This window comes from Micromonospora sp. NPDC005237, from assembly GCF_040607775.1.
Taxonomy (GTDB): domain Bacteria; phylum Actinomycetota; class Actinomycetes; order Mycobacteriales; family Micromonosporaceae; genus Micromonospora.
Genome location: NZ_JBEXHJ010000008.1, coordinates 85260 through 108342, shown reverse-complemented (window position 1 = coordinate 108342; position 23083 = coordinate 85260). Strand labels below are relative to the sequence as shown.

Annotated in this window: 28 protein-coding genes; 17 read left to right on the top strand and 11 right to left on the bottom strand. The window is 72.2% G+C overall.

Annotated elements, in window-relative coordinates; genetic code table 11:
* Positions 1-5 precede the first annotated feature (5 nt).
* Both ABZT87_RS22440 and ABZT87_RS22435 read right to left on the bottom strand, forming a co-directional pair.
* The gene (locus ABZT87_RS22440) at positions 6-281 is read right to left on the bottom strand and encodes a hypothetical protein (RefSeq protein WP_354860927.1); all 276 of its coding nucleotides are present in this window, start codon (positions 279-281) and stop codon (positions 6-8) included.
* Complete coding sequence (locus ABZT87_RS22435; RefSeq protein ID WP_354860937.1) at positions 278-925, bottom strand: nucleotidyltransferase; 648 nt, start codon at positions 923-925, stop codon at positions 278-280. Before ABZT87_RS22435 ends, ABZT87_RS22440 begins: the two co-directional genes overlap by 4 nt.
* Before the next feature lie 50 nt (positions 926-975).
* Between ABZT87_RS22435 and ABZT87_RS22430 the strand changes: the two genes are divergently transcribed.
* Complete coding sequence (locus ABZT87_RS22430; protein ID WP_355137900.1) at positions 976-1842, top strand: thymidylate kinase; 867 nt, start codon at positions 976-978, stop codon at positions 1840-1842.
* Here the strand turns inward: ABZT87_RS22430 and ABZT87_RS22425 are convergent.
* Positions 1827-2519, bottom strand: a complete 693-nt coding sequence (locus ABZT87_RS22425) for an SDR family NAD(P)-dependent oxidoreductase (RefSeq protein ID WP_355137898.1) — start codon at positions 2517-2519, stop codon at positions 1827-1829. The genes ABZT87_RS22430 and ABZT87_RS22425 overlap by 16 nt on opposite strands.
* Before the next feature lie 104 nt (positions 2520-2623).
* Here ABZT87_RS22425 and ABZT87_RS22420 point away from each other — a divergent pair, with 104 nt between their 5' ends.
* From ABZT87_RS22420 to ABZT87_RS22405, 4 genes are all read left to right on the top strand, one after another.
* Positions 2624-3640: an NAD-dependent epimerase/dehydratase family protein gene (locus ABZT87_RS22420; protein ID WP_355137896.1), complete on the top strand. Its 1017-nt coding sequence runs from the start codon at positions 2624-2626 to the stop codon at positions 3638-3640.
* A 75-nt stretch (positions 3641-3715) separates the two neighbouring features.
* Positions 3716-4630: a MurR/RpiR family transcriptional regulator gene (locus ABZT87_RS22415; RefSeq protein ID WP_354860921.1), complete on the top strand. Its 915-nt coding sequence runs from the start codon at positions 3716-3718 to the stop codon at positions 4628-4630.
* A complete protein-coding gene (gene murQ, locus ABZT87_RS22410) occupies positions 4627-5583 on the top strand; it encodes an N-acetylmuramic acid 6-phosphate etherase (RefSeq protein WP_355066099.1) in 957 nt (318 codons plus the stop codon). Before ABZT87_RS22415 ends, murQ begins: the two co-directional genes overlap by 4 nt.
* 400 nt (positions 5584-5983) lie before the next feature.
* Positions 5984-6973, top strand: a complete 990-nt coding sequence (locus tag ABZT87_RS22405; RefSeq protein ID WP_355137894.1) for a sigma-70 family RNA polymerase sigma factor — start codon at positions 5984-5986, stop codon at positions 6971-6973.
* A gap of 71 nt (positions 6974-7044) precedes the next feature.
* Here the strand turns inward: ABZT87_RS22405 and ABZT87_RS22400 are convergent, their stop codons facing one another.
* Complete coding sequence (locus tag ABZT87_RS22400; RefSeq protein WP_354860935.1) at positions 7045-7977, bottom strand: NlpC/P60 family protein; 933 nt, start codon at positions 7975-7977, stop codon at positions 7045-7047.
* Between the two features lie 582 nt (positions 7978-8559).
* Between ABZT87_RS22400 and ABZT87_RS22395 the strand changes: the two genes are divergently transcribed.
* On the top strand, positions 8560-9042 hold the full coding sequence (locus ABZT87_RS22395; protein WP_355137892.1) for a DUF6232 family protein: 483 nt from the start codon (positions 8560-8562) through the stop codon (positions 9040-9042).
* Between the two features lie 21 nt (positions 9043-9063).
* On the opposite strand, the gene ABZT87_RS22390 is transcribed toward ABZT87_RS22395, so the two are convergent.
* Positions 9064-9390 (bottom strand): DUF3817 domain-containing protein, encoded by a 327-nt coding sequence (locus tag ABZT87_RS22390; RefSeq protein ID WP_266245607.1) that lies wholly within the window; start codon positions 9388-9390, stop codon positions 9064-9066.
* 25 nt (positions 9391-9415) lie between these two features.
* The gene (locus ABZT87_RS22385; RefSeq protein ID WP_355137890.1) at positions 9416-9850 is read right to left on the bottom strand and encodes a hypothetical protein; all 435 of its coding nucleotides are present in this window, start codon (positions 9848-9850) and stop codon (positions 9416-9418) included.
* Between the two features lie 130 nt (positions 9851-9980).
* Here ABZT87_RS22385 and ABZT87_RS22380 point away from each other — a divergent pair, with 130 nt between their 5' ends.
* Genes ABZT87_RS22380 through ABZT87_RS22370 form a run of 3 tightly spaced genes read left to right on the top strand, consistent with a single transcriptional unit; the run spans position 9981 to position 11232 of the window.
* Positions 9981-10319, top strand: a complete 339-nt coding sequence (locus tag ABZT87_RS22380) for a DUF6158 family protein (protein ID WP_355137888.1) — start codon at positions 9981-9983, stop codon at positions 10317-10319.
* Positions 10319-10645: a hypothetical protein gene (locus tag ABZT87_RS22375; protein WP_355137886.1), complete on the top strand. Its 327-nt coding sequence runs from the start codon at positions 10319-10321 to the stop codon at positions 10643-10645. The genes ABZT87_RS22380 and ABZT87_RS22375 overlap by 1 nt, the downstream gene beginning before the upstream one ends.
* 50 nt (positions 10646-10695) lie before the next feature.
* Positions 10696-11232, top strand: a complete 537-nt coding sequence (locus ABZT87_RS22370; RefSeq protein ID WP_355137884.1) for a DUF1360 domain-containing protein — start codon at positions 10696-10698, stop codon at positions 11230-11232.
* 57 nt (positions 11233-11289) lie between these two features.
* Here the strand turns inward: ABZT87_RS22370 and ABZT87_RS22365 are convergent, their stop codons facing one another.
* The 3 genes from ABZT87_RS22365 to ABZT87_RS22355 all read right to left on the bottom strand — a co-directional run bounded on the left by ABZT87_RS22365 (position 11290) and on the right by ABZT87_RS22355 (position 13240).
* A complete protein-coding gene (locus ABZT87_RS22365; protein ID WP_354860911.1) occupies positions 11290-11484 on the bottom strand; it encodes a hypothetical protein in 195 nt (64 codons plus the stop codon).
* A 23-nt stretch (positions 11485-11507) separates the two neighbouring features.
* Positions 11508-11732, bottom strand: coding sequence for a hypothetical protein (locus ABZT87_RS22360; protein ID WP_354860909.1), 225 nt, complete (start codon positions 11730-11732; stop codon positions 11508-11510).
* Positions 11733-12145: 413 nt separating this feature from the next.
* Complete coding sequence (locus ABZT87_RS22355; protein WP_355137882.1) at positions 12146-13240, bottom strand: 3-deoxy-7-phosphoheptulonate synthase; 1095 nt, start codon at positions 13238-13240, stop codon at positions 12146-12148.
* A 274-nt stretch (positions 13241-13514) separates the two neighbouring features.
* Between ABZT87_RS22355 and ABZT87_RS22350 the strand changes: the two genes are divergently transcribed.
* Positions 13515-13730 carry a hypothetical protein gene (locus ABZT87_RS22350; RefSeq protein ID WP_354860907.1) on the top strand — a complete coding sequence of 72 codons (216 nt, stop codon included), beginning with the start codon at positions 13515-13517 and terminating at the stop codon, positions 13728-13730.
* Here ABZT87_RS22350 and ABZT87_RS22345 read toward each other — a convergent pair.
* The gene (locus ABZT87_RS22345) at positions 13700-14455 is read right to left on the bottom strand and encodes a phosphodiesterase (protein ID WP_355137880.1); all 756 of its coding nucleotides are present in this window, start codon (positions 14453-14455) and stop codon (positions 13700-13702) included. The genes ABZT87_RS22350 and ABZT87_RS22345 overlap by 31 nt on opposite strands.
* 101 nt (positions 14456-14556) lie before the next feature.
* On the opposite strand from ABZT87_RS22345, the gene ABZT87_RS22340 reads away from it, so the two are divergent.
* The 4 genes from ABZT87_RS22340 to ABZT87_RS22325 all read left to right on the top strand — a co-directional run bounded on the left by ABZT87_RS22340 (position 14557) and on the right by ABZT87_RS22325 (position 18996).
* A complete protein-coding gene (locus ABZT87_RS22340) occupies positions 14557-15849 on the top strand; it encodes a pitrilysin family protein (protein WP_355137878.1) in 1293 nt (430 codons plus the stop codon).
* Positions 15846-17183, top strand: coding sequence for a pitrilysin family protein (locus tag ABZT87_RS22335; RefSeq protein WP_354860902.1), 1338 nt, complete (start codon positions 15846-15848; stop codon positions 17181-17183). Before ABZT87_RS22340 ends, ABZT87_RS22335 begins: the two co-directional genes overlap by 4 nt.
* 210 nt (positions 17184-17393) lie before the next feature.
* Positions 17394-18419 carry an aspartate-semialdehyde dehydrogenase gene (locus tag ABZT87_RS22330; protein ID WP_355137876.1) on the top strand — a complete coding sequence of 342 codons (1026 nt, stop codon included), beginning with the start codon at positions 17394-17396 and terminating at the stop codon, positions 18417-18419.
* 136 nt (positions 18420-18555) lie between these two features.
* The gene (locus tag ABZT87_RS22325; protein WP_355066110.1) at positions 18556-18996 is read left to right on the top strand and encodes a PPOX class F420-dependent oxidoreductase; all 441 of its coding nucleotides are present in this window, start codon (positions 18556-18558) and stop codon (positions 18994-18996) included.
* A gap of 78 nt (positions 18997-19074) precedes the next feature.
* Here ABZT87_RS22325 and ABZT87_RS22320 read toward each other — a convergent pair whose 3' ends face one another.
* Positions 19075-19656: a nucleotidyltransferase family protein gene (locus ABZT87_RS22320; protein ID WP_355137874.1), complete on the bottom strand. Its 582-nt coding sequence runs from the start codon at positions 19654-19656 to the stop codon at positions 19075-19077.
* Between the two features lie 217 nt (positions 19657-19873).
* Here ABZT87_RS22320 and ABZT87_RS22315 point away from each other — a divergent pair, with 217 nt between their 5' ends.
* From ABZT87_RS22315 to ABZT87_RS22305, 3 genes are all read left to right on the top strand, one after another.
* Positions 19874-20290 (top strand): CBS domain-containing protein, encoded by a 417-nt coding sequence (locus tag ABZT87_RS22315; RefSeq protein WP_354860896.1) that lies wholly within the window; start codon positions 19874-19876, stop codon positions 20288-20290.
* Positions 20291-20576: 286 nt separating this feature from the next.
* The gene (locus ABZT87_RS22310; protein ID WP_355066115.1) at positions 20577-20948 is read left to right on the top strand and encodes an SCP2 sterol-binding domain-containing protein; all 372 of its coding nucleotides are present in this window, start codon (positions 20577-20579) and stop codon (positions 20946-20948) included.
* Positions 20948-23008: a glycogen debranching N-terminal domain-containing protein gene (locus tag ABZT87_RS22305; protein WP_355137872.1), complete on the top strand. Its 2061-nt coding sequence runs from the start codon at positions 20948-20950 to the stop codon at positions 23006-23008. The genes ABZT87_RS22310 and ABZT87_RS22305 overlap by 1 nt, the downstream gene beginning before the upstream one ends.
* The last annotated feature ends 75 nt before the right edge of the window (positions 23009-23083 follow it).

Here is a 23083-nt window from a genome sequence, read left to right as displayed (position 1 = left end):
CTCCCTCAGGGCAGTTGCTCGATCTCCGTGGGCGCCTGGGCGCGGATCACACCGATGTCGCTGGTGATCGGCACGTCGGGGAAGCGCTCCGACACCCGGCGCAGGATCTCCTCCCGGCGGTGCGGGCTCTCCACCTCGCCGTAGAGCACGAGGGCGCGTTCCCGCCGGACCACGGTGATCCCCTGTTCGGCGACTGCGGGATCCTCGGAGAGCAGCCGGTGGATCTCCGCCTCGACGTACTCGTCCGGCGGCCCCGCGCCACTGTCGCGATCGTGCGTCACGGTGTCTCCTCTCCCGGTTGGGTGCCGGTGTCCGGCACCACCTCCAGCCGATCCAGCAGCACCAGGAACGCCTCGGCGTACGGCGAGTGCTGCGTCTCCTTGCGTACCCGTTCCCAGTCGATCTGCTCCCGCAGCGACCGGGCCAGTGGCAGGCCGCGGGCGAAGTCGCAGTAGTGCTGGGAGAAGCTCAGCAGCTTGTGCACCATCAGCTGGGTGGCGGAGAGGACCGGCATGTGGATGGCGTCCACCGGCCGCACGACCGTGTCGGCGAACGTCTCCTCGGTCACCGGCGTCTCGATCGGCCGGTGGATCAGATCCACCATCCGCCCGTCGTCGAAGACCTTGACCAGCCAGTCCTCCGGCGGCCGCTCGGCGCGGAAGCCCGCGGCCACGAGCGCCTCCAGGGACCGCTCGACGTCGGCCTCGCGGATCAGGAAGTCGACGTCGTGGTCGCTTGAGTGGCCGCCGTGGGCGTAGACGGCGAAGCTGCCGCCCAGGGCGAACGGGATCTCGGACTGCTTGAGCACGGCGGCGACCTTCTTGAGGGTGTGCACCAGACTCTCGTCCCCGCGCTCAGCCATCTGGATCTCCCGTCGGTCGTGTTGGTGGACAGGCGGTTGGATTCGAACTCCCGTACCCGGCATTCCGGTCGCCCACACCTGGTGTCGTCGCGGTCGGGTGCCAACGGTGACAAATGGCAACAAACGTCACGGGGCGCAAGCACGGGTCGGATAACCTGTCGAGGGTGGCCAGATCATCGGGGACGCGACGCGGCCGAGCCCGATTGCGCACCGTCGCACTGATCGGCATCGACGGCTCGGGCAAGACCACGCAGGCACACCGGCTGGCCGACGCGCTGACCGCCGCCGGCCGCCCCGCGACGTACCGCCGCAACGCCAGCGGGCGTCGCTGGCTCGGCCGGCTCGCGCACCGGCTCGGCCTGCCGGACGCGCAACGGCTCGTCGGGCGCGACGGCGTCCTGGCGGTGGAGTCCGTGCTTCGCTGGCTCGCCATCGCCGCGGCCCTGCTCAGCTGCCTGCTCACCGGCCGGACGGCGGTGATGGACCGCTACTCGGCCTGCCAGTACGCCAGCATCCGCGCGCACGGCGGGCACCGCTGGGAGCGTCTGGCCCGGGCCGGCTACCGGCTGTTCCCGACGCCCCAGGTGACCTTCCTGCTCGCCGTGGACCCGGCGGTGGCGTACCAGCGCATCGAGGAGCGCGGCACCGACCACGAGTCGATGGGCTGGCTCACCGCGGCGGACACCGCCTACCGGACCCTGCCCGAGTACCCGAGCTTCGTCCTCGTCGACGCGGGCCGCTCGGCCGAGGAGGTGACCGAGCAGATCCAGGCGCACCTGTCGACCTGGCTGCGGTCGGACGTCCGCCCCGACCCCACCCGGCCGTCGGCGGAGGGGTCAGCGCCCCCCGAGGTGCCGCAGCCGGCGCCCCCGCCCGCCCCGACACCCCCGCCCGCCCCGACACCCCCGCCCGCCGCGTCGGCGCAGGAGCGGGCCGGGCGCGGCGACATAACGTCCCTGCTCGTTCAGGCGCGTCCGTAGACCGGAACGCTGGCCCCGGTGGTCGGCGCGGAGTCCGTCGAGGCCAGGAAGCGGATCACCGGCGCGATCTCGGCCGGCGTGACCCAGCGGGAGTGGTCGGCGTCGGGCTGCGCGGCCCGGTTCGCCGGGGTGTCGATGACGCTGGGCAGCACGGTGTTGCAGCGCACGTTGCGGGAGCGGTATTCGACCGCGACCGCGTTGGCGAAGGCCAGCACCGCCGCCTTGGCCGTGACGTAGCCGGCCGCGCCGGCGAACGGGGTGAGGGCCGCCCGGGCCGACACGCACACCACCGCGCCGCCGCCGGCCGCGACCAGGTGCGGCAGCGCGGCCTGGGTGACCAGGTACGTGGGTCGCAGGTTGACGGTGAGCATCCGCTCGAACTCCTCGACCGGTGTCTCGTGCACCAGGCCGCCGCTCGCGTACCCGCCGACGAGGTTGACCACCGCCCGCAGCGGCGCCGCGGGGTCGCCGACGGCGGCCTCGACGACGCGGGCCGCGCCCGCCGGGTCGGTCAGGTCCGCGACGACCCGGACCAGCCCGTCCGCCGCCGGCTCCGACCCGGGCCGGGCTGCCCGCTGCGGTACGACCACCCGCCAGCCCGCGTCGACGAACGAGGCGACGACCGCCCCGCCGAGCCCACCCGTGCCTCCGGTCACCACCACGCTGCGCTCCGCCATGCGCCACACGCTAGCGTCCACCGCGCCCACCCATCGGGCGACCGGCGCTCTGCCGACAGCAGAGTGGTTGGCATGATCGGCCACCGGCGGCGCAGGATCGGCGGATGCGGATCCTGATTCTCGGTGGCACGCGGTTCTTCGGCCGGGCGGTGGCCCGGCTCGCCGTCGCGCAGGGCCACGACGTGACCTGCGCGGCCCGGGGCGTGTCCGGTGTCGTGCCGACCGGTGCGCGGTTCGTGCCGGTCGACCGCGACGACCCCGCGGCGCTGGTGTCGCTCGCCGGCGACGGCTTCGACGCGGTGGTGGACGTGACCCGCCAGGTCAGCCACGCCCGGCACGCGCTCGCCGCGCTGGCCGACCACGTCGGTCACTGGTCGTTCGTGTCCACGATCTCGGTGTACGCCGACAACACCGCCCCGGGTCAGACCGCGGCGCACGCCCCGCTGCTGTCGCCTGCCCCGCCGGACGTGGACGCTCCGGTCGGCCCGGACCACCGCTGGTACGGCGAGTGCAAGGTCAGCATCGAGCGGCTGGTTCGCGAACTGATGGGTGCGCAGCGGTCGTTCATCTGCCGGGCGGGGCTGATCGTCGGCGCGGAGGACCCGAGCGACCGCTTCCCGTACTGGGTGCGACGGCTGGCGAACGGCGGGGAGGTTCTCGCGCCCGGACGGCCGACCGACCGGGTGCAGTTCGTGGACGTCGCCGACCTGGCCGGCTGGCTGCTGCACGCCGCCGACGCCCGCCTCGCTGGCACGTACGACGGCACCGGCCCGGCGATGTCCCGCGCCGATCTGCTGACCGGCGTGGCGGCCGGTCTGGGTGTCGCCGACCCGCACCTCACCTGGGTCGATCAGGACTTCCTGGTGGCGCGCGACGTCCGCGAATGGTCGGGGGAGCGGGCGTTGCCGCTCTGGGTGCGACTGCCGGAGGGGGCTGGCCTGATGGACCGGGATGCCCGGCCGGCGCTGGACGCGGGTCTGACGATCCGTCCGTTGTCCGACACCGTTCGGGCGACCGTGTCCTGGATGACAGCGCGGCCCGACGCCGTACGGCAGGGTGGACTCGACCCGGCGGATGAGGCGGCGATCCTGGGAGAGTGGCAGGCTGTGCGGAACGCGTGATCCGGGTCGTCGACACTTTTCCCACCACATACGGTCATGGTTGACGCTCACGCCTCGTGAAAGTAAGTTTCATCCGTGGCGAAGAGTCCGAAGATTTCTGCGAGTCACGAGCCTGGTGGGCTGATCGTCCACATCAGCGGGCTGTTGCCGTCGCTGTCGCCCGCCGAGCAGCGGGTCGCCCGCCTGGTCGTGTCCGACCCGGCCGCCGCCGCCCGGCGGACCATCACCGACCTCGCCACCGCGGCGGAGACGTCGGAGGCGACAGTCATCCGGTTCTGCCGATCCGTCGGCATGGACGGCTATCCACAGCTGCGCATCCGGCTGGCCGCCGAGGCCGCCCGCCGCATCGAGCCGCCGGACGCCCGGGTCGTCGGCGGTGACATCCCGCCCGGCGCCGACCTCGCCCAGATCATCGCCACCATCGCGTTCAACGACGCCCGAGCCGTCGAGGAGACCGCCGAGCAGCTCGACCCGGCCGTCTGCGAGCAGGTGGTCGAGGCGATCGCGAGCGCGGGCCGGATCGACATCTACGGCGCCGGCGCCAGCGGGTTCGTCGCCTCCGACTTCCAGCAGAAGCTGCACCGCATCGGCCGGATCGCCTTCTACTTCCCGGACGTGCACACCGCGTTGACCTCGGCCGCCCTGCTCGGCCGCGGTGACGTCGCGATCGGCATCTCGCACACCGGCACCACCTCCGACGTCATCGAGGTGCTGGAGCAGGCCCGGACGCGGGGCGCGGCCACCGTGGCGCTGACCAACTTCCCGCGCTCGCCGATCACCGAGGTCGCCGACTTCGTGCTGACGACCGCGGCCCGCGAGACCACCTACCGCTCCGGAGCGACGGCCAGCCGGCTCGCCCAGCTCACCGTCGTCGACTGCCTCTTCGTCGGGGTGGCCGCCCGCAACCGGTCCCGGGCCCGCAAGGCCCTGGAGGCGACCGCCGAGGCGGTCCAGTCGCACCGGGTGGGTGCCAGTCGGAGACGGGCATGACGCCCGGTTCGGTGGAGCCGGACGAGGACATGTCAGCACCGCCCGCCCGCCCGAGCGTCCGGGTGGGCGCACCCACCGAACGACGCAACCCCCTCAGCGCGGACCTCGACCTGATGTCGACCCGGGACGTGCTCACCGTGATCAACGAAGCCGACCGGCGGGTGCCGGCGGCGGTCGCCGCGGTGCTCGACGAGATCGCCACCACCGTCGACCTGGCGGTGGCGGCGTTGCGCGGCGGGCACCGGGTGCACTACTTCGGGGCCGGCACGTCCGGCCGGCTGGGCGTCCTCGACGCGGCCGAACTGGCTCCCACCTTCAACTCGCCCCGGCACTGGTTCTGTGCCCACCTGGCTGGCGGCCCGGACGCCATGTGGCGGGCCGTGGAGGACGCCGAGGACGACGACCGGAACGGGGCGGACGAGGCCGCCGGATGTGTGCGCGCCGGTGACCTGGTGGTCGGTCTGGCGGCCAGCGGACGCACCCCGTACGTCCTCGGGGCGCTCGCCGCGTCCCGCGCCGCAGGCGCCTCGACGGTGCTGCTGTGCGCCAATCCGGAGGCGGAGGCCGCCCGGTCGGTCGACGTGTTCATCGGGGTGGACACCGGACCCGAGGTGGTCACCGGGTCGACCCGGATGAAGGCGGGCACCGCGCAGAAACTGGTGCTGAACACGTTCTCGACCGCCGTCATGGTGCGCCTGGGTCGGGTCTACTCGAACCTCATGATCGATATGGTGGCCACCAACGCGAAGCTCCGGGGACGAATGATCTCGATCCTGGTGGAGGCGACCGGCTGCTCGGAGGAGGTCTCCCGACGCGCCCTCAGCGCGGCCGACGGCGACCTGAAGACGGCGCTGGTCTCGCTGGTCTCCGGAGCCGAGGTGGCCGCCGCCCGAGCCGCCCTGGAGCGCTCCGCCGACCAGGTCCGCGGGGCTCTAGCCCTGCTCGCCTCCTAGCCCGCACCGCCCGGGAAGCGAACGGGGCTCCGGATTGTTCACCGGGGCGGGGGGTAATAACACCCCCGTGGATGAACCGACCGCCCCATTGCTGCGTATCTGGCAGTGACCAGGATCGCAGCACGGAGGTGACCCGGGTCGCTGTGCCGGCGCGGGCGGCGGTGTTGCCATGGTGCGGGCGATCAGCGATTCGTCGACCCGCCAACCCGTCCGAGGTGCCCAGCGGCGAGCCACCCGACGGGTGCTGACAGCAAACATGGACCGTGCTCTCAGCAACTACTCAGGCATTCGTGACACTTTCGACTCACGACATGGAATCCCCGACACGTCTCATCTGTTGTGTAGGTGTCAGCGACGGCGGGCACAGCAGAAGTTACCAGGGGCTGACCGGACGTGGGGAATGGCAAGGAACCGGGCAACCGGCGCGAGCGAGGGGACCGTGGGCAACGTGGACAAGAAAATCGGCATGCGCACCGACGAGGTTGCCGAGGAGCGCGACCTGGTCGGCGTCTACCTGCACGAGATCTCCCGGACGCCACTGCTGGACGCCGCCAAGGAGGTCGATCTCTCCAAGGCGATCGAGGCTGGCCTCTACGCGGAGCACCTGCTCGGCGGGGACGCCGTTCCCGATGGTGTCGACCGGGCCGACCTGGAGCGGCTGGTCGTCGAGGGTGAGCGCGCGAAGGACCTCTTCATCCGCGCCAACCTGCGACTGGTCGTGTCGATCGCGCGTCGTTACGTGCGCTCGGGCATGCCCATGCTGGATCTGATCCAGGAGGGCAACACCGGCCTCGTCCGGGCGGTCGAGAAGTTCGACTACGAGCGTGGCTACAAGTTCTCCACCTACGCCACCTGGTGGATCCGCCAGGCCATCAGCCGGGCGATCGCTCAGCAGGAGCGCACCGTCCGTCTGCCGGTGCACCTGGTGGAGGACGTCAACCGGATGCGCAACGTCATCCGGCAGCTCACCCGTGAACTGGGCAGCGACCCCGAGCCGGAGCAGATCGCCGCATCGCTCGGTGTCACCGTCGAGCGGGTCAACGAGTTGCGCCGCTGGTCGCAGGACACCGTCTCGCTGGACACCCCGGTGGGCGACGACGGCGACACGAACCTCGGCGACCTGGTCGCCGACAGCGACGCGCCGTCGCCGGAGGACATCGTCCTCAGCGGCCTGGAGCGGCAGCGCATTGAGGGGCTGCTCAACCACCTCGACGACCGGTCGGCCGGCATCATGCGGGCCCGCTACGGGCTGGAGGACGGCCGCGAGCACTCGCTGACCGAGGTCGCGTCCCGCTTCTCGCTGTCCCGCGAGCGGATCCGGCAGCTGGAGATCCAGGCCCTCGGCCGGCTCCGCGAGCTGGCCCGGGCGGAGGGGCTGCAGGCAGCCTGACCTGGTAGTAATGACGGCGAACGGCCGGCGTCCGATAGGGGGACGCCGGCCGTTCGCCGTATCGGGTCGGGCTAGCGGACCCGGCCGTAGCCGTGGATGGACATCATGTTCATGCCGCGCTTGAGCACGTTGCGACCGGCGCTCGGCGCGTCGATGACCTGACCGTCGCCCACGTAGAGGGCGACGTGCCCGAGCCCGCTGTAGAAGATCAGGTCTCCCGGGCGCAGGTCACCCCGACCGATGTGGGCGACCGCTCCCCACTGCATCCGTGCGTTGTGCGGCAGCGACCTGCCGGCCGCCCGCCAGGCCGCGAGGGTCAGTCCGGAACAGTCGTAGCCGTTCGGCCCTTCACCGGCCCAGACGTACGGCTTGCCGACCGCCCCGAAGGCGTAGCGCACCGCAGCGCCGGCGTCCCCGGCCACGGCGGGCACGTTTGTGGCCTCGGCCTCCGCCGCCTTGGGCGCGGGTCGCTCGGTGGCGGCCCCGTACGCCTGCCGGCGCAGCTCGTACAGGTCGGCCAGGTCACTCTCGATGCGCTTCTTGCCCGCCGCCAGCTCGCGGGCCTGCGCGGCCTGCCGGGTCAGCGTGGCGTCCAGGCGTGTCTTCTCGTCGAGCAGCCGCCGCTGGTTCGCGGTGAAGCCGGAGATGCGCTCCTGGCGCTGGCGGGTCAGCTGATCGAGGGTGCCGAGCCGGTCGAGCAGAGCGACGGAGCCGCCGGGACGCAGCAGCGCGTCCATCGTCTGCAGGCCACCGCTCTTGTACGCGGTGTTGGCGAGTGCCGCGACGTCGGCCCGGCTCTGCTCGGCCTGCTGTTCCAGGGGGCCGATGCGGGCCTGTAATCGGGCCACCGCGGTCTTGTTGACCTTGATGTCCTCGGTGAGCTTGTTGTAGGACTCCACGATCCGTTCCAACTCTGCCGAGGACGTCTCGATCCGGTGGGTCAGGTCGGCGGGGGACGGCTCGGCGTGGGCCACCGCCGTCGGGGCGATCAGTGCGGCCGACATGCCGGCCAGCACCGCGGTGCGCAGCAGGGTTCTCAGGGATGACAAGAGCGAAGGGCTCCTCTCCCACGGCCGCCGACGGGGCTGCTGACGCCCTCGGCGACACCGGCCGGGGCCATCCGGGTGGACGGCACTGGGCCGGACCGGCTCGCCCAACCTAACCCGGGACGGTTGTGCCGCGCAGTTGAAGCAGGGGCGAAAGTTGGCGAAGTGGCGCGAAGTGCCGCTGCTGTCGGTGACACCAGCGGGACTGCTGACGCGGGAGGGGGACCGCCCGCGAGCCCGTTTTCGCATCCGCTGACCGATATCTGACATTCGTCGTTCCGGGCGTATGCCGTCGGATGGCCTCCGCCAATATCCGATAAAACCTGAAATGGATGCTGTTTCGCGGCGATGTCCCCCGGTCGGGTGAGCAGGTCGGAATCGTAAATGCCCAGGTGGAGTGGCGGTGCCCCAACACAATGGAGCCGCAGCCGGGAATCCCGTCCCCGGGCAGCGATGCCCGGCCACGGACCGAACCCGGCAGACCGCCCCACGGGAGGAACCGTGAATCGTGAAGGCGCAAAGACGCGACCGCAACGAACGGTGCCCGGAGCCAGGTCCACGCTGCTGTACGCGCGACCCGGCATCATCGTCACCGTCGACCGGTTCACCGTCGGCCGCACCAGCTATCGCATCGTCGACCTGACCCACCTGCGCACCACCCGAGGCCCGCACGACCGGATCGCCGTCCGGGCGGTGGTGATCACCGCATCCATGATCGGCGTGGTCGGCCTGCTCCTCGGCTTCAGCGGCGGCCTGCAACGGTTGACCGCCGAGGCGTACCTCATCCTCGGAGCGGTGCTCCTGCTGCCGGCGGCACTCGCCCTGGTCGGCGACCGCTGGCGCCCACCGCCGTACGAGCTGTGGGGCTGGCACCGGGGCGCGGAGGTGCTGCTGTTCAGCGCCGACGACGAGCGGCAGTTCGGTCAGGTCACCCGGGCGCTGCTGCGCGCCCGGGAGGTCAACCGGTACGGCGGCTGGGTGGACCCCCTCGCCTCGGCGGACCCGTGGCGGCCCAGCCGCTGACCAGACCCGCCGCCGGGCCGGTCAGCCGGCGACCGGCTCCGGCGTACGGGTGGCGGGCCGGTCCAGCCAGGCGGTGACGCGTCGCTCGGCGTAGAACGAGACGAACGGCACGGTGCCGGCGAGCATCACCAGGAGCATCCGCTTCAGCGGCCAGTCGGCCCGGCGGCTCAGGTCGAACGCGGCCACCAGGTAGATCATGTAGAGGAAGCCGTGCGCCGGGCCGACCGTCTCCACCACGACCGGGTTGTCGAACGCGTACTTCAGTGGCATGCCGACAACGACCAGCAGGATCAGCACCACGCCCACGATCCAGGCGATCACGCGGTACCGGGTAAGGGCTGCGCCCACCTTCGTCCGTCCTTCCGAGCCCGGCTCAGCCGGGATAGTCACCGGGCCGGGCGCCCGGATTGGCGTTCAACCATGACAGGTAGTCGTTGTAGGCGGCCAGGTCGGCGTCGTCGCCGGGCGTTGCGTTGACCGGCACCCGGGTCACCCGCACCGGTCGGCGTACCGCCGGTCGGGAGCCGATGGTCGCGGCCGGCGGCGGCTCGACGGCCGGTGCGTCGGCGGGGTCCGCCGGTGGCTGGGCGGCTGTTTCCGCGTTGTGGCGTGCCAGCCGCACCTCGCGCCACCAGACGTACACCACGAAGCCGGCGAAGATCGGCCACTCGACCGCGTACCCCCAGCTGAGGTTGTTGCCGGCCGTGGCCCGGCTGATCTGCCACCAGCCCAGCCCGAGGAAGCCCACGACCAGCACGACCATGGCCACGTGACGCGCGATCCACGCCGGGGTCCAGAGCCACCTCATGGCGTCGAGGGTACCGGGAACGGCGGCGCTCTCCGACACGGTGTCGTAGCTGCCACGCGGGCGGGATGGTTTGGCGTTCCCCGGTGTGGGCATCCGTCTAGACGCCAGCCCAAACGAGACCAGGGGGGCGATGATGACCGGATCGGTACGCGAGGACGGCTTTCCGTCCAGCGGCAGCACGGAGATGAGTCCTGAGCAGCGGGTGCCCGAGTGGGGCGGCGACCACCTCGCCGACTCCGGTGGCGCCGACCTTGACGGCGACGCGCTGGGCGTCGACCCGACGGAGCTGACCGACGACGATCTGATCCGCGAGATGCACAGCCTGCACCGGACCCGGCTGGACACCCTCCGGCACGCGGCCGACTCCGCGCTCGCCAACCACCTGCGGCGCACGGCGGACCTGGAGACCGAGTACCTCGCCCGTCACCCGGGCCGGGAGGTCGACCCGAGCCGCCTGCGGGACGTCTGATGCCGGCGCGAGCCGTGCGCGGCATGTCCGCGCCACCCGAGGTGGTCTTCAACACGGCCACCGACCCGGCTCGGGCCTCGGCCTGGTTGCCGGCGCCGCTGCGCAACGACGGGAGCCCACCCGCCGAGATCAGCGGCGAGGAGTTGCGGGCCCGCTGGGGCGACGCCGACTGGGCCGCCGAGATCCGGGTGGATCCGGTCGACTCCGGTGGCGCCCGGATCCAGCTCGACCTGACCGACGGCTCGGGCGGGGACCCGGACCAGTTGGCCGACGAGGCGCTGACCAACCTCGCCCGCGAGGTCGCCGACAACCTCCAGGCCGGCTGAGACCGTCACCGACGGCCGCTTTCGCACCATGACGACATGTGAGGAGAACGGTGAGCGACACTGGCCTGCGACAGAAGGCGGCGCGGCTGCGCCGGGCGTACGCGCCGCACGAGCACCGGCCGCTCGGCGGCTACCTGGTGGCGATGGGCACCTACGCCGGGGTGACCGGGGCGCTGGCCGGCCTGGTCAAGGTGACCGGCCGCCCGGTGCCCGAACGTCCCGCCCCCGCCGACGTCGTGTTGCTCTCCATCGCCACGCACAAGCTCAGCCGGCTGCTGTCCAAGGACGCGATCACCAGCCCGCTGCGGGCACCGTTCACCCGCTATGACCGGCCGATCGGCAGCGGTGAGGTGATGGAGCAGGTCCGCGACTCGGGCAGTTCCACCCGGCACGCCATCGGCGAGCTGCTGAGCTGCCCGTTCTGCCTGGCGGTCTGGGTGGCCACGGGGCTGACCGGGGGCCTGGTGCTCGCCCCCCGCCTCACGCGTCTGGTGGCCACCGCGCTGACGGCGGTGGCCGCGTCCGACTTCCTCCAGATGGCGTACGCCGCGGCGCAGCAGGCCGCCGAGGGTGGGCACGACGACTGACCCGACGACGAACGCGACGTGGGGGCCGGCATCAGCCGGCCCCCACTCTCGTACGCGTCAGCGCTGCATGCCGGACCAGCCGTGCGGCGATTCCGGCTCCCGTTCGTCCTCGTCGTCCCCGGTGATGATGTCCCGGTCCACCGCGGTGCGGTCGTGTTCGTTGGCGAAGTCCGGCTCGGGCGTGGTGTCCCTGCCCTTCGGTGGTTGGCCCAACGCCGGCACCTTCTCGTCGTGGTCCTCGTGGTGCGTCATGTCGGTGTCCCTTCTGGGGTCGCTCAGGCGACGGTGCCGCCCAGCAGGTCACTGGCCTCGTCCACCGCGTACTCGCCCTCGGGGAGCGCGTCGATCCGGGCGAGCAGATCCGGCGGTAGCTCGGCGGCCACCGCCCGGCGGTAGATATCCCCCTGGGTGACCCGCTCCTGACCTCGGAAGATGTCATCGAGCAGGTCATCGAGGGCGTGGGTGTCCGGCTCGTCGGCAACGGGTGCGTCGTCGGTCACGCCGATCAGCTACCCGGGGCGGAATCGGTCAAACGTCGCGCCGGTGGGCCCACCTGCCGAGAGGGTGACCCACGAGGCTTCCTTTGCTCTGCTTCAACCTACGCAACGGTTTTGGGCGCTGGCTGTTGCGTCCGTGGAAGCAGAGCAAAGGCGCGTTGGGAGCATGCTCTGCGTCGGTGGCGCGACGGTGCTCTTGTACAGACAGCGCCGCCCCCGAGCCTTGTGGGCCGGGGGCGGCGCTGGTGTCGGTGTGTAGGTCGCCTCTCGGCGAGTGGCGCGACGCGGCTCCAGCCGAACGGTATTCCGCGAGGGCTATTTAGGTGAGGCCCGGGGACACTGAGCACACCGACACCTCAGTCAACCAGGCCCCACCGTCTCGTGTTCCGCGCACCGCAGTGCCGGCCGTCACACCCTCACGCCGGGGTTGGCAGCGTGGCCCGACGGGCCCGTACGGCGGTGGCCAGGTGGTCGAGCACCTCGGCGGTGTCGTCCCAGCCGAGGCAGGCGTCGGTGACCGAACGGCCGTACACCAGCTCGCGGGTCGGGTCGAGATCCTGCCGGCCGGGCAGCAGGAACGACTCCAGCATCACACCGGTGATCCCGCGCTGGCCGGCGGCCATCTGCGCCGCCACGTCCGCGGCGACCAGCGGCTGGTTGCGGTGGTCCTTGCCGCTGTTGGCGTGGCTGGCGTCGATCACCAGGCGCTCCGGCAACCCGGCCGCCCGGAGCAGGTCGAGCGCGCCCGCCACCGACTCCGCGTCGTAGTTGGGCCGACCGCCACCGCCGCGCAGCACCAGGTGCCCGTCGGTGTTGCCGCGGGTGTGCATGATCGCCGGGGTGCCGGAGAAGTCGATGCCCGGGAAGACGTGCGGCACCCCGGCGGCGCGGATCGCGTCCACGGCGGTGCCGATGCTGCCGTCGGGGCGGTTCTTCATGCCGATCGGCATCGACAGGCCGGAGGCGAGCTGCCGGTGCACCTGGCTCTCCACCGTGCGGGCGCCGATCGCACCCCACACCACCGTGTCCGCGATGTACTGCGGGGTGATCGGGTCGAGGAATTCGCAGCCCACCGGAAGGCCGAGACGCAGGACGTCGAGCAGCAGCGCCCGGGCCCGGCGCAGGCCGGTGTTGACGTCGCCGCTGCCGTCCAGCCCAGGGTCGTTGATCAGGCCCTTCCACCCGACGGTGGACCGCGGCTTCTCGAAGTAGACCCGCATGACGATCAGCAGGTCGTCGGCGAGCCGGTCGGCGGCGGCGCGCAGACGCTCGGCGTAGTCGAGGGCGGCGGCCGGGTCGTGCACCGAGCACGGGCCGACCACCACCAGCAGGCGGTCGTCCTCGCGGTCCAGCACGCGGCCCACCGCGCGTCGGCCGTTCAACACGGCGGCGGCGAGCGAGGCGTCCAGGGGCAACTCGTGGTGCAGCAGGGCGGGTGTGGTCAGCGGCACGACACGGTCGATCCGCTGATCGCTGACCCGATCGGTCTCCGGGGTCGTCACGGTGGGCATCCTTTCGCCGACCGTGCCCGGGGCCGGTGCCCGGGACGAGCCGGCTGCTCGTACGCAAAAGGGCAGGAACGACAGCTCCTGCCCAGCCGGCTCGGTCCGTGGTGACGTCAGTTCATGGTGAAGTCACCGGCGTGGGAGCCGGCTGCCTAAACCATCGATAGGAACGCGTCACGGGAGCCAGCCTACCCGACCGGGCGGGGGTGCCCGTGGCATCGTCCCAAGATGCGGGGTGAACATCGCGTGCCGAGGCCGGGCGGGGGGTAACAGGGGTCCCATGACTGACGAGCAGAGCGAGCAGGAGCGGGCGGAGTCCCGCGCGCACCACCTCCTTCCCGAGGAGGAGGCGGTGGGCAGCGACGACCCGCAGGCGCAGGCGGAGGCGATCCTCGCCGAGTCGGACATCCGCGAGGAGGACCAGAACGTGGCCCCGGACACGGTGCTGGAACGTCGTACCTCGGATCAGACGGTGGCCGTCGAACCGCCGGACTGAGCCCGCGCGCCGCGCGCCCGGCGTGACCCCCGGTAGGTCTGCTCGCGCAGCCAGGCGAGTGGGCCGGCCGCCCGCAGTTCGGGTGGCAGGTTGCGCACCGGGTCGAACGCGAGTGCGCCGTCCTCCCCGGCGTCGAGCGGGGCGCCGATGCTGACCTGGCCGACCGGCCGCCACGGCCCGACGGCGGACGCGACCGCGAGCACCACGCGCGGCGCGTCCGTCCGGGCCGCGGCAGCGACGGCGGCCAGAGTGCGGCCGAGGTCGACCGAGTCCGGGTCGGCCAACGCGGCCAACCAGAGACGACGCCGGCCCAGGCGGTAACACGTGATCGTGCTGTACGTCCCGGTGAAGCCGCGGCGGGGCAGCGGCAGGTTCCGCAGCACCGGAGCGGCGCCGCTGGAGCTGACCAGCAGGTCGAACGGGCGGCCGGTGGGGGAGTGCACACGCACCGCCAGGCCCAGCACGTCCGGCCAACCGCCCGGCGTGGGCGTACCCCTGGAGAGCCGGACCGTGGCCGCGTACCGGCCGGGGTCGTCCAGCAGGGCGACCCCGGTGGGCGGTCCGGGCGTACCCCAGATCGTCACCTCGCCGGTGAACGACCGGCCGGCCGGGTGCAGCAGCCGGCCGCGGCGCAGCCGGCCGAGTCCGGCGGTGGCGCGTTCGACGGTCCTGGCGGCCGGTCCGACGGTGCGGCGCGCGGGCGGTACGGGGGTCGGTGGGGTCATTGCTCTGCGGTACCCCGACCGGCCGAGTCGATGCCGGTCGGCCGGCTCGCCGACCGGCGGCACGTCACCTTTCCGCCCGCGAGATCGGATAGCGTCGTGCCATGCCCGACAGTGGTTACCCCTGGCCCATCGAGACGTCCCGACTGGACAACGGCCTGCGCGTGGTGGTGAGCGAGGATCGCACCGCACCCGCGGTGGCCGTCAATCTCTGGTACGACGTCGGATCCCGGCACGAGCCGGCCGGGCAGACCGGTTTCGCCCACCTCTTCGAACACCTGATGTTCGAGGGCTCGGTGAACGTGGCGAAGACCGAGCACATGAAGCTGATCCAGGGCTCCGGTGGCTCGCTCAACGCCACCACCAACCCGGACCGGACGAACTACTTCGAGACGGTCCCGGCCGAGCACCTGGAGCTGGCGCTCTGGCTGGAGGCCGACCGGATGGGTGGGCTGGTCCCGGCGCTCACCCAGGAGACGCTGGACAACCAGCGCGACGTGGTGAAGAACGAGCGCCGGCAGCGCTACGAGAACGTCCCGTACGGGGATGCCTGGCTGCGGCTGCTGCCGCTGCTCTACCCGCCGGGGCACCCGTACCACCACTCGACGATCGGCTCGATGGCCGACCTGAACGCCGCCGATCTCGCCACCTTCCAGGCGTTCCACGAGATGTACTACGTGCCGAACAACGCGGTGCTCACAGTCGTCGGCGACGCCCAGGCCGCCGAGGTGTTCGCGCTGGCCGAGAAGTACTTCGGGGCGTTGCCCGCCCGCGACGACATCCCGCCCGCGCCGGACGGTCGCCGCGTCCCGGCGACCGGGAAGCCCGCCGTGGAGACGGTGATCGCGGACGTGCCGGCGCCCCGCGTCTACATCGCCCACCGTGGCCACCCGTTCGGCAGCCCCGGCTACGACGTGCTCACCGTGCTCGCCACCGTGCTCGGCAGCGGCCGGGGCAGCCGGCTCTACCAGCGGCTCGCCGACGGCGAGCGGATCGCACAACCCGATCTGGTCGGCGCGTACGGGGTGGACCTCGCGCACGCCCCGGCGCCGCTGATCGCCACCGCCACCGCCCGTCCCGGCGTGAGCGCCGAGCGGTTGGCCGAAGGGCTGGCCGAGGTCGTCGACGAGCTGGCCACCGTGCCGGTCACCGCCGCCGAGCTGGACCGGGCGAAGGCGTTGCTGAGCACCGCGTGGTGGCGGCAGATGTCGACGGTGGACGGCCGCGCGGACACGCTCGGGCGGTACACCACCCAGTTCGGTGACCCGGCCCGGGCCGCCGACCGGCTGCCCGCCTGGCTCGCGGTGACCGCCGAGCAGATCGCCGAGACCGCCGCCGAGGTGCTCGGCGCCGCCGACCGGGTGACCCTGACCTACCTGCCCGAGGAGACCGCATGACGCTGATCGCCGACCGTCCCGGCCCGGGTGCCGCTCGCCCGTACCGGTTCCCGCCGGTGGTCCGCCGCGCGGCGGGCGGCGGCCAGGTGGTCGCCGCGCACCTGCCCGGGCAGAACCTCGCCGTCGCGTTGCTGCTGCTCGACGCCGGCGCCGGCCGGGAGCTGACCGGCAAGGAAGGGCTGGGCGGCGTGCTCGCCAAGGCCCTGGAGGAGGGCACCGCGCAGCGGGACGCCACGGCGTACGCGCTGGCCATCGAGGCGCTCGGCACCGAGCTGGTGACCGGGCTGGACTGGGACTCGTTCCAGATCAGCGTGCAGGTCCCGGTGGATCGGCTGACCGCCGCGGTGCAACTCCTCGCCGAGGCCGTCCGGACGCCCCGGCTGGACCCGGCCGACGTCCGGCGCGTGCGCGACGACGAGGCCACCGCGCTGCGGATGGACTGGGCCAACCCCGGCCCGCGCGCCGACGCCGCGCTGCGCGCCGACCTGTTCGGCGCCGACACCCGCTGGGGACGACCGATGTACGGCGATCCGGACTCGGTGGCCGGCCTGGACGTGGAGGACATCACCGTCTTCCACTCCGAGTGGTTCCTGCGGCCCGGCACCCTGATCGTCGCCGGTGACCTGGACCGGATCGACCTGGACGCGTTGGCCGGGGCGGCGTTCGCCGGCACCGGGGGCGGTCCGGCCGAGCGGGGCGGCCCGATCGAGGTCCCGCTGCACACCGGCCGCCGGATCATCCTGGTGGACCGGCCCGGCTCGGTGCAGTCCACGCTGCGGCTGGGCCACCCGTCGCCGCACCGGGCGCACCCCGACCACGTGCCGATGACCCTCGCGGGCACGGTGCTCGGTGGGGCGTTCACCTCCCGGCTCAACCACCTGATCCGCGAGGTGCGCGGCTACACGTACGGCATCCGGGGCGAGTTCGCCTCGTCCCGCCGGTTCGGGCGGTTCGCGGTCAGCTCGGGCGTGCAGACCGCCGTCACCGCGCCGGCCCTGGTCGAGGCGGTGGGCGAGATCACCCGTACGCAGGCGGGAGGCGTGACCGAGGACGAGCTGGCGGTGGCCCGTTCCTGGCGGGCCGGGCAGCTGTCGGTCGAGTTGCAGAGCCCCCGGGCGATCGCCTCCGCGCTGACCACGCTGGTGGTGCACGACCTGCCGGACGACTACCACGCCCGGCTGCGCGAGGAACTGCTCAACGCCGACGTGGACCAGGTCTCCGCGGCAGCGGCCACCCACCTGCACCCGGAAGCGCTGACCCTGGTCATCGAAGGCGACGCCGCCGTGATCCGCAACGACCTCGAGTCCGCCGCCCTAGGAGACCTCCTCCCCTAACCCCCTCCCGCCTCCCGCCCCCCGCCCTCAGCCCTCAGCCCTCAGCCCGTTGATCATGAAGTTGTTGTCACTCGGCACGGCGTGTCGCGGCAATAACTTCATGATCGACGGGGGAGGTGGGGGAGGTGGTGGTGGGGGTGGGTGTGAGGCGGGACCCGGGGGGTGGGAAAGGGGTCCCGGTTTCGGGGGTGGGGTGGGTAGCCTCCGGGCATGAGGATCGGCATTGTGGGGGCCACCGGCCAGGTCGGTGGCGTGATGCGGCAGGTGCTGGCGGAGCGGGAGTTCCCGGCGGAGCAGGTGCGGTTGTTCGCCTCGGCGCGGTCCGCCGGGCGGACGCTGCCGTGGCGCGACGGCGAGGTGACCGTCGAGGACGCCGCGACCGCGGACTACTCCGGGCTGGACATCGTGCTCTTCTCCGCCGGTAAGGGCACCGCCCGAGAGTTGGCTCCCCGGGTGGCCGAGGCCGGCGCCGTGGTGATCGACAACTCGTCGGCGTTCCGGATGGACCCGCTGGTGCCGCTGGTGGTCGCCGAGGTCAACCCGCACGCCGCCGCCGACCGCCCGAAGGGCATCATCGCCAACCCCAACTGCACCACGATGGCCGCGATGCCGGTGCTGCGCCCGCTGCACGCCGAGGCTGGTCTGGTCGGCCTGGTCGTCTCGACGTACCAGGCGGTCTCCGGCGCCGGCTTGGCTGGCGTCGCCGAGCTGGACGAGCAGGTCCGCAAGGTCGCCGAGCACGCCGCCGGGCTCGCCTTCGACGGGTCGGCCGTGGAGTTCCCCGCGCCGCGCTCGTTCGCCGAGCCGATCGCCTTCAACGTGCTGCCGCTGGCCGGCTCGATCGTCGACGACGGCTCGTTCGAGACCGACGAGGAGCAGAAGCTCCGCAACGAGACCCGCAAGATCCTGGAAATCCCCGACCTCAAGGTCTCCGGCACCTGTGTCCGGGTTCCGGTCTTCACCGGCCACTCGCTCCAGATCAACGCCCGCTTCGCCCGCCCGATCACCCCGCAGCGGGCCCACGAACTGCTCGCCGACGCGCCCGGGGTCGCGCTGACCGCCGTGCCGACGCCGCTGCAGGCCGCCGGGCAGGACCCGACCTACGTGGGCCGCATCCGCGCCGACGAGACCGTCGAGTACGGGCTGGCGCTGTTCTGCTCCAACGACAACCTGCGCAAGGGCGCCGCCCTCAACGCCGTACAGCTCGCCGAGCTGGTGGCCGCCGAGCGACGCTGACCGTTGCGATCACTGCGGGCTCCCGGCCGGTCTCGGTGGGAGCCCGCAGTCCGTGGCGGGCAGCGGTGCATCGGGGGCGGGAGCACGCCGGTCATGTTTGGATGGACGTAGCCGACCGCGCCACCTGGAGGAAACCGTGCCGGAGGACCCCACCCAGCAGGCGTTGACCGACCTGATCGCCGGCCGCTCGATGGGCGTGCTGGCCACCCTCAAACGCGACGGGCGACCCCAGCTGTCCACAGTGGTCTACTCGTTCGACCGCGCGGCCGGCCTGATCCGGGTGTCCGTCACCGACGGCCGAGCTAAGACCGCCAACCTTCGTCGGGACCCGCGGGCCAGCTTCCACGTCGGCAGCGAGGACGGCTGGGCGTACGCGGTGGTCGAGGGGCGGGCCGAGCTGACCACTCCGGCGGCCGACGTCGACGACGCCACGGTCGAGGAGCTGGTGGGGCTCTACCGGGCGCTTCGCGGCGAGCACCCGGACTGGGCCGACTATCGCAACACCATGGTCGCCGACCGGCGGCTGGTGCTGCGCCTGCACGTGGAGCGGATCTACGGAATGCCGCCCCGCGCCTGAGAGGGTCGCGAACCACGCCCGTGCCTGCGGGGCCCCGGACCGCGACCGACGACTGACCCCTGGGCGACGACTCCCGGCTCAGCCGGGCTCGATCACGGTCACGCCGGGCCAGCGTTGCGCGGGCCGGTGGCGAGCCAGTCGCTGCCGGGACATCGTGACGCCCACCCGGGCCGGGTTGTGCCGCCACACCCCGCCCAGCAGATCCGCCAGGCCGTACGGGGCGCAGACCTCCAGCCCACCGGTCGGGCGCAGCCGCACCGCCACGGCGGTCGCGTACTCCGGCCAGGTGGCCACCGCCTCGGCGACGCTGCGGTACGGGTCGATCGGATCGCCGCCGAACTTCGACGCGTACCAGGTGTGCACCGCCGCCTGGTTGCGTGCCTCCCACGGCGGCGCCGCCCAGGCCGCAGCGAGTCGGGCGGTGGCCCGGCGGTCGTCGTCGCGGGACAGTCTCGTCGGGTCGAAGAAGACCACGTCCACGTCGCGGACCGTCGCCGGGTCGAACCCGTCGCCGTACCGCTCGCTCCAAACGAGGTCGCGGAGGGCGCCCGCGCCGATCCAGGCGTCCGGCAGGCCGGAGTCGCGGACCACGGTCAGCGCCCGGGTCAGCCAGGCGTTGCCGGCGACGAGGTCTCTCAGCTCCTGCTCGCCCGTCAGCACCCCACCCACGCTAGGCGGTGCTGCCCTCGGCCAGTTGGTGGGGTCTGTACCACTATCTCGCCCGGCGTCACGACCTTGTCGATCAGGCGGTGTCGCGGAACGGCCGCGGGCCGCGGTCGCGACAGCTGCCTGCCCCCGGACAGCGGCCCGGCCGTCGGCGTTACCCCCTCCCGTGCGGCGGGTAGACGGGCCGTGCCGACACCGAGAGGGGAGCACCATGACAACGGTCGGAGAGTTCATGACGACCCGGTTGGTGACGATGGACGGCAACGAGACGCTCATCGCCGCCGCGCAGGAGATGCGCGACAGCGCGATTGGTGACGTGGTGGTGACCGATGGCAACGGTGTCGTCGGTATCGTCACGGACCGGGACATCACGGTCCGTGGTGTCGCGGAGAACATGGACCCGGGCTCGACCCGGCTGAACCAGATCACCACCCGCAATGTGATCACCGTGAGCCAGTACGACGACGCGGTGGCCGCCGCGGACCTGATGCGCACCTATGCCGTACGCCGGCTGCCGGTGATGGACGACGGGCGCCTGGTGGGTCTCGTCTCGATGGGTGACCTCGCGGTCGAGCGCGAACCGCAGTCGGTGCTGGCCGACATCAGCGCCGACGATCCGAACAACTGACGACCCGCCGCCAACGCGCCGGCCCTCCCCTGCCGGGGGAGGGCCGGCGCCGCCGTGCCCCACCCCCCTCGGTGATCAAGAGGTTCGCGTCACGACACGCCGGACGTGGTGACGCACACCTCTTGATCACCGAGGGGGGTGGGGTGGGGTGGGGTCACCCGATTCGGGCGAGGTTGGGCTTGCGCGGTGGGGGGACCCGTGCGGGGACGTGCAACGCCGGCCGTGCGCGCGACGCGAGCGCGCCGGGTGGGATCCCGGGCCCGGCCAACTGGGGGGAGTGGACCCGATGGTGGACGCGACCACGAGGTTCTTTGAGGACCTGGACCGGCGGGGGTACGAGCCTCTGCTGGCGAAGACCTCCGGGACACTGCGGATCGATCTGCACGAGGGGGCGCAGACCCGGCACTGGCTGCTCGCGATCGACCACGGGCGACTGAACGTGAGCCAGGAGGACCGGGAGGCCGACACGGTGATCGGCGCGAGCCCGATGCTGTTCGACGAGATCGCGGCCGGCCGTGAGCACGGTCTGGCCGCCCTGTTGCGCGGGGACATGACGGTGTCGGGGGACGCCCGGCTGGTGGTGCAGGTGGAGCGAATCTTCCCCGGGTCGCCGGACGCCCGTGGGCCGCGTCGCCGCTTTGCGGGGGAGGCGCGCTGATGGGCCAGAGCAACACGATCCGGATCCTGGACGGCAACACGTTCGTCGTCTGTGAGGACACCGGTGACATCGAGGCGACGCCGAGTGAGCCGACCGGGCTCTTCTCCATCGACACCCGGTTCCTGTCCACGTGGGTGCTGAGCGTGAACGGCGAACGCCTCAACTCGCTGTCGTACGACGACCTGCAGTACTTCGAGTCGCGGTTCTTCCTGGTGCCGGGGATGGCCACGCACTACGTGGACGCGAAGTTGTCGATCATCCGGGAGCGTGCGGTCGGCGGCAGCTTCCGGGAGCAGCTCACCATCCTCAACCACGACGAGAAGCCGGTCGACCTCGAAGTCCGGATGGACGCGGCGTCCGACTTCGCCGACCTGTTCCAGGTCAAGGACGAGATCCTGAACAAGAAGGGCGAGATCTACACCGAGGTGGAGTCGGACAAGCTGCGCCTGGGCTACCGCCGGGGCAACTTCCGGCGCGAGACGATCATTTCCTCGTCGATATCGGCGCGGTACGACACCCGGGGCTTCGCGTACACCGTCCACCTGGAGCCCAACGAGCAGTGGGAAGCGGCGATCGACGTGCAGACGCACGCCGTCGGCCCCGGCGGCCGGGACCTGCGTCTCGGGCTACGAGTGCACGGCGGCGAGCGGCTGGCCCTGCAACATGACCTGGAGCAGTGGATCGCGGAAGCACCGAAGGTCAACAGTCAGCACGGCCGGGTGGCCAGCACGTACCGGCGCAGCCTGATCGACCTGGCGGCGCTGCGCTTCTCGCCGCTGTCGCTGGGCGGCGCCACCCTGCCGGCCGCCGGCCTGCCCTGGTTCATGACCATGTTCGGCCGGGACAGCATCCTCACCTGCCTGCAGACCCTGCCGTTCACCCCGCAGTTGTCGAAGACGACGCTGCGCATCCTGGCGTCGCTGCAGGGCAGCCGGTTCGACGACTTCCGGGACGAGGACCCGGGGCGGATCCTGCACGAGATGCGCTACGGCGAGACCGCGGCCTTCGAGGAGCAGCCGCACTCGCCGTACTACGGCTCGGTGGACGCCACGCCGCTGTTCCTCGTGCTGCTCGACGAGTACGAGCGGTGGAGCGGGGACGTCGCGCTGGTCAAGGAGTTGGAGCAGGAGTCCCGGGCGGCGCTGCGGTGGATCGACAGCTACGCCGACCTGGTCGGCAACGGCTACATCTGGTACGAGCGGCGCAACACCGAAACCGGCCTGGAGAACCAGTGCTGGAAGGACTCCTGGGACTCGATCTCCTACTCCGACGGCACCCTGCCGCCGTTCCCGCGGGCGACCTGCGAGGTGCAGGGGTACGCGTACGACGCGAAGGTCCGCGCGGCGCGGATGGCCCGCGAGTTCTGGGGTGACCCGGAGTTCGCCAACCAGTTGGAGCGGGAGGCGGCGGAGCTGAAGGAGCGGTTCAACCGGGACTGGTGGGTGGCCGACGGCGAGTACTACGCGCTGGCCCTGGACCCGGACGGCCGCCAGTGCGACGTCCTCAGCTCCAACATCGGCCATCTGCTCTGGAGCGGGATCGTCCTCCCCGAGCGCGCGGAGAAGGTGGCGGCGCACCTGGTCGGGCCGCGACTGTTCTCCGGCTGGGGGGTGCGGACCCTCGCCGAGGGGGAGACGCGGTACAACCCGATCGGCTACCACAACGGCACGATCTGGCCGTTCGACAACTCCTTCATCGCCTGGGGCCTGCGCCGGTACGGCTTCGCCGAGGAGGCCGCCACCATCGCCAACGGCATCCTGGACGCGGCCACCTACTTCGACGGGCGGCTACCGGAGGCGTTCGGCGGCTACCCGCGGGAGCTGACGAAGTTCCCGGTGGAGTATCCGACGGCGTGCAGCCCGCAGGCCTGGTCGACGGGTACGCCGCTGCTGTTGCTGCGCACCATGCTCGGCCTCGAACCGCACGAGGGGCACCTGGCGGTGGAACCACGGTTGCCGGTCGGGATGGGCCGGATCGAGGTGCTGGACATCCCGGGTCGTTGGGGTCGGGTGGACGCCTTCGCCCGCGGCCGGCTCGATCTGAACAGCCTCGCCGACTGAGCCAGGACCGGCGGACCGGCGGACCGGCGGCGGCGCGCCACCCGCGTCGCCGCCGGGCCGCCGCCCAGGCGATCC

Coding starts and splice junctions, on each gene's coding strand:
- ABZT87_RS22435 (WP_354860937.1), bottom strand. CDS start 925: ATGCCGGGTACGGGAGTTCGAATCCAACCGCCTGTCCACCAACACGAC.
- ABZT87_RS22430 (WP_355137900.1), top strand. CDS start 976: ATGGCAACAAACGTCACGGGGCGCAAGCACGGGTCGGATAACCTGTCG.
- ABZT87_RS22425 (WP_355137898.1), bottom strand. CDS start 2,519: ATGGCGGAGCGCAGCGTGGTGGTGACCGGAGGCACGGGTGGGCTCGGC.
- ABZT87_RS22420 (WP_355137896.1), top strand. CDS start 2,624: ATGCGGATCCTGATTCTCGGTGGCACGCGGTTCTTCGGCCGGGCGGTG.
- murQ (WP_355066099.1), top strand. CDS start 4,627: ATGACGCCCGGTTCGGTGGAGCCGGACGAGGACATGTCAGCACCGCCC.
- ABZT87_RS22405 (WP_355137894.1), top strand. CDS start 5,984: ATGGCAAGGAACCGGGCAACCGGCGCGAGCGAGGGGACCGTGGGCAAC.
- ABZT87_RS22400 (WP_354860935.1), bottom strand. CDS start 7,977: ATGTCGGCCGCACTGATCGCCCCGACGGCGGTGGCCCACGCCGAGCCG.
- ABZT87_RS22385 (WP_355137890.1), bottom strand. CDS start 9,850: ATGAGGTGGCTCTGGACCCCGGCGTGGATCGCGCGTCACGTGGCCATG.
- ABZT87_RS22380 (WP_355137888.1), top strand. CDS start 9,981: ATGATGACCGGATCGGTACGCGAGGACGGCTTTCCGTCCAGCGGCAGC.
- ABZT87_RS22375 (WP_355137886.1), top strand. CDS start 10,319: ATGCCGGCGCGAGCCGTGCGCGGCATGTCCGCGCCACCCGAGGTGGTC.
- ABZT87_RS22365 (WP_354860911.1), bottom strand. CDS start 11,484: ATGACGCACCACGAGGACCACGACGAGAAGGTGCCGGCGTTGGGCCAA.
- ABZT87_RS22355 (WP_355137882.1), bottom strand. CDS start 13,240: ATGCCCACCGTGACGACCCCGGAGACCGATCGGGTCAGCGATCAGCGG.
- ABZT87_RS22350 (WP_354860907.1), top strand. CDS start 13,515: ATGACTGACGAGCAGAGCGAGCAGGAGCGGGCGGAGTCCCGCGCGCAC.
- ABZT87_RS22345 (WP_355137880.1), bottom strand. CDS start 14,455: ATGACCCCACCGACCCCCGTACCGCCCGCGCGCCGCACCGTCGGACCG.
- ABZT87_RS22340 (WP_355137878.1), top strand. CDS start 14,557: ATGCCCGACAGTGGTTACCCCTGGCCCATCGAGACGTCCCGACTGGAC.
- ABZT87_RS22335 (WP_354860902.1), top strand. CDS start 15,846: ATGACGCTGATCGCCGACCGTCCCGGCCCGGGTGCCGCTCGCCCGTAC.
- ABZT87_RS22330 (WP_355137876.1), top strand. CDS start 17,394: ATGAGGATCGGCATTGTGGGGGCCACCGGCCAGGTCGGTGGCGTGATG.
- ABZT87_RS22315 (WP_354860896.1), top strand. CDS start 19,874: ATGACAACGGTCGGAGAGTTCATGACGACCCGGTTGGTGACGATGGAC.
- ABZT87_RS22310 (WP_355066115.1), top strand. CDS start 20,577: ATGGTGGACGCGACCACGAGGTTCTTTGAGGACCTGGACCGGCGGGGG.
- ABZT87_RS22305 (WP_355137872.1), top strand. CDS start 20,948: ATGGGCCAGAGCAACACGATCCGGATCCTGGACGGCAACACGTTCGTC.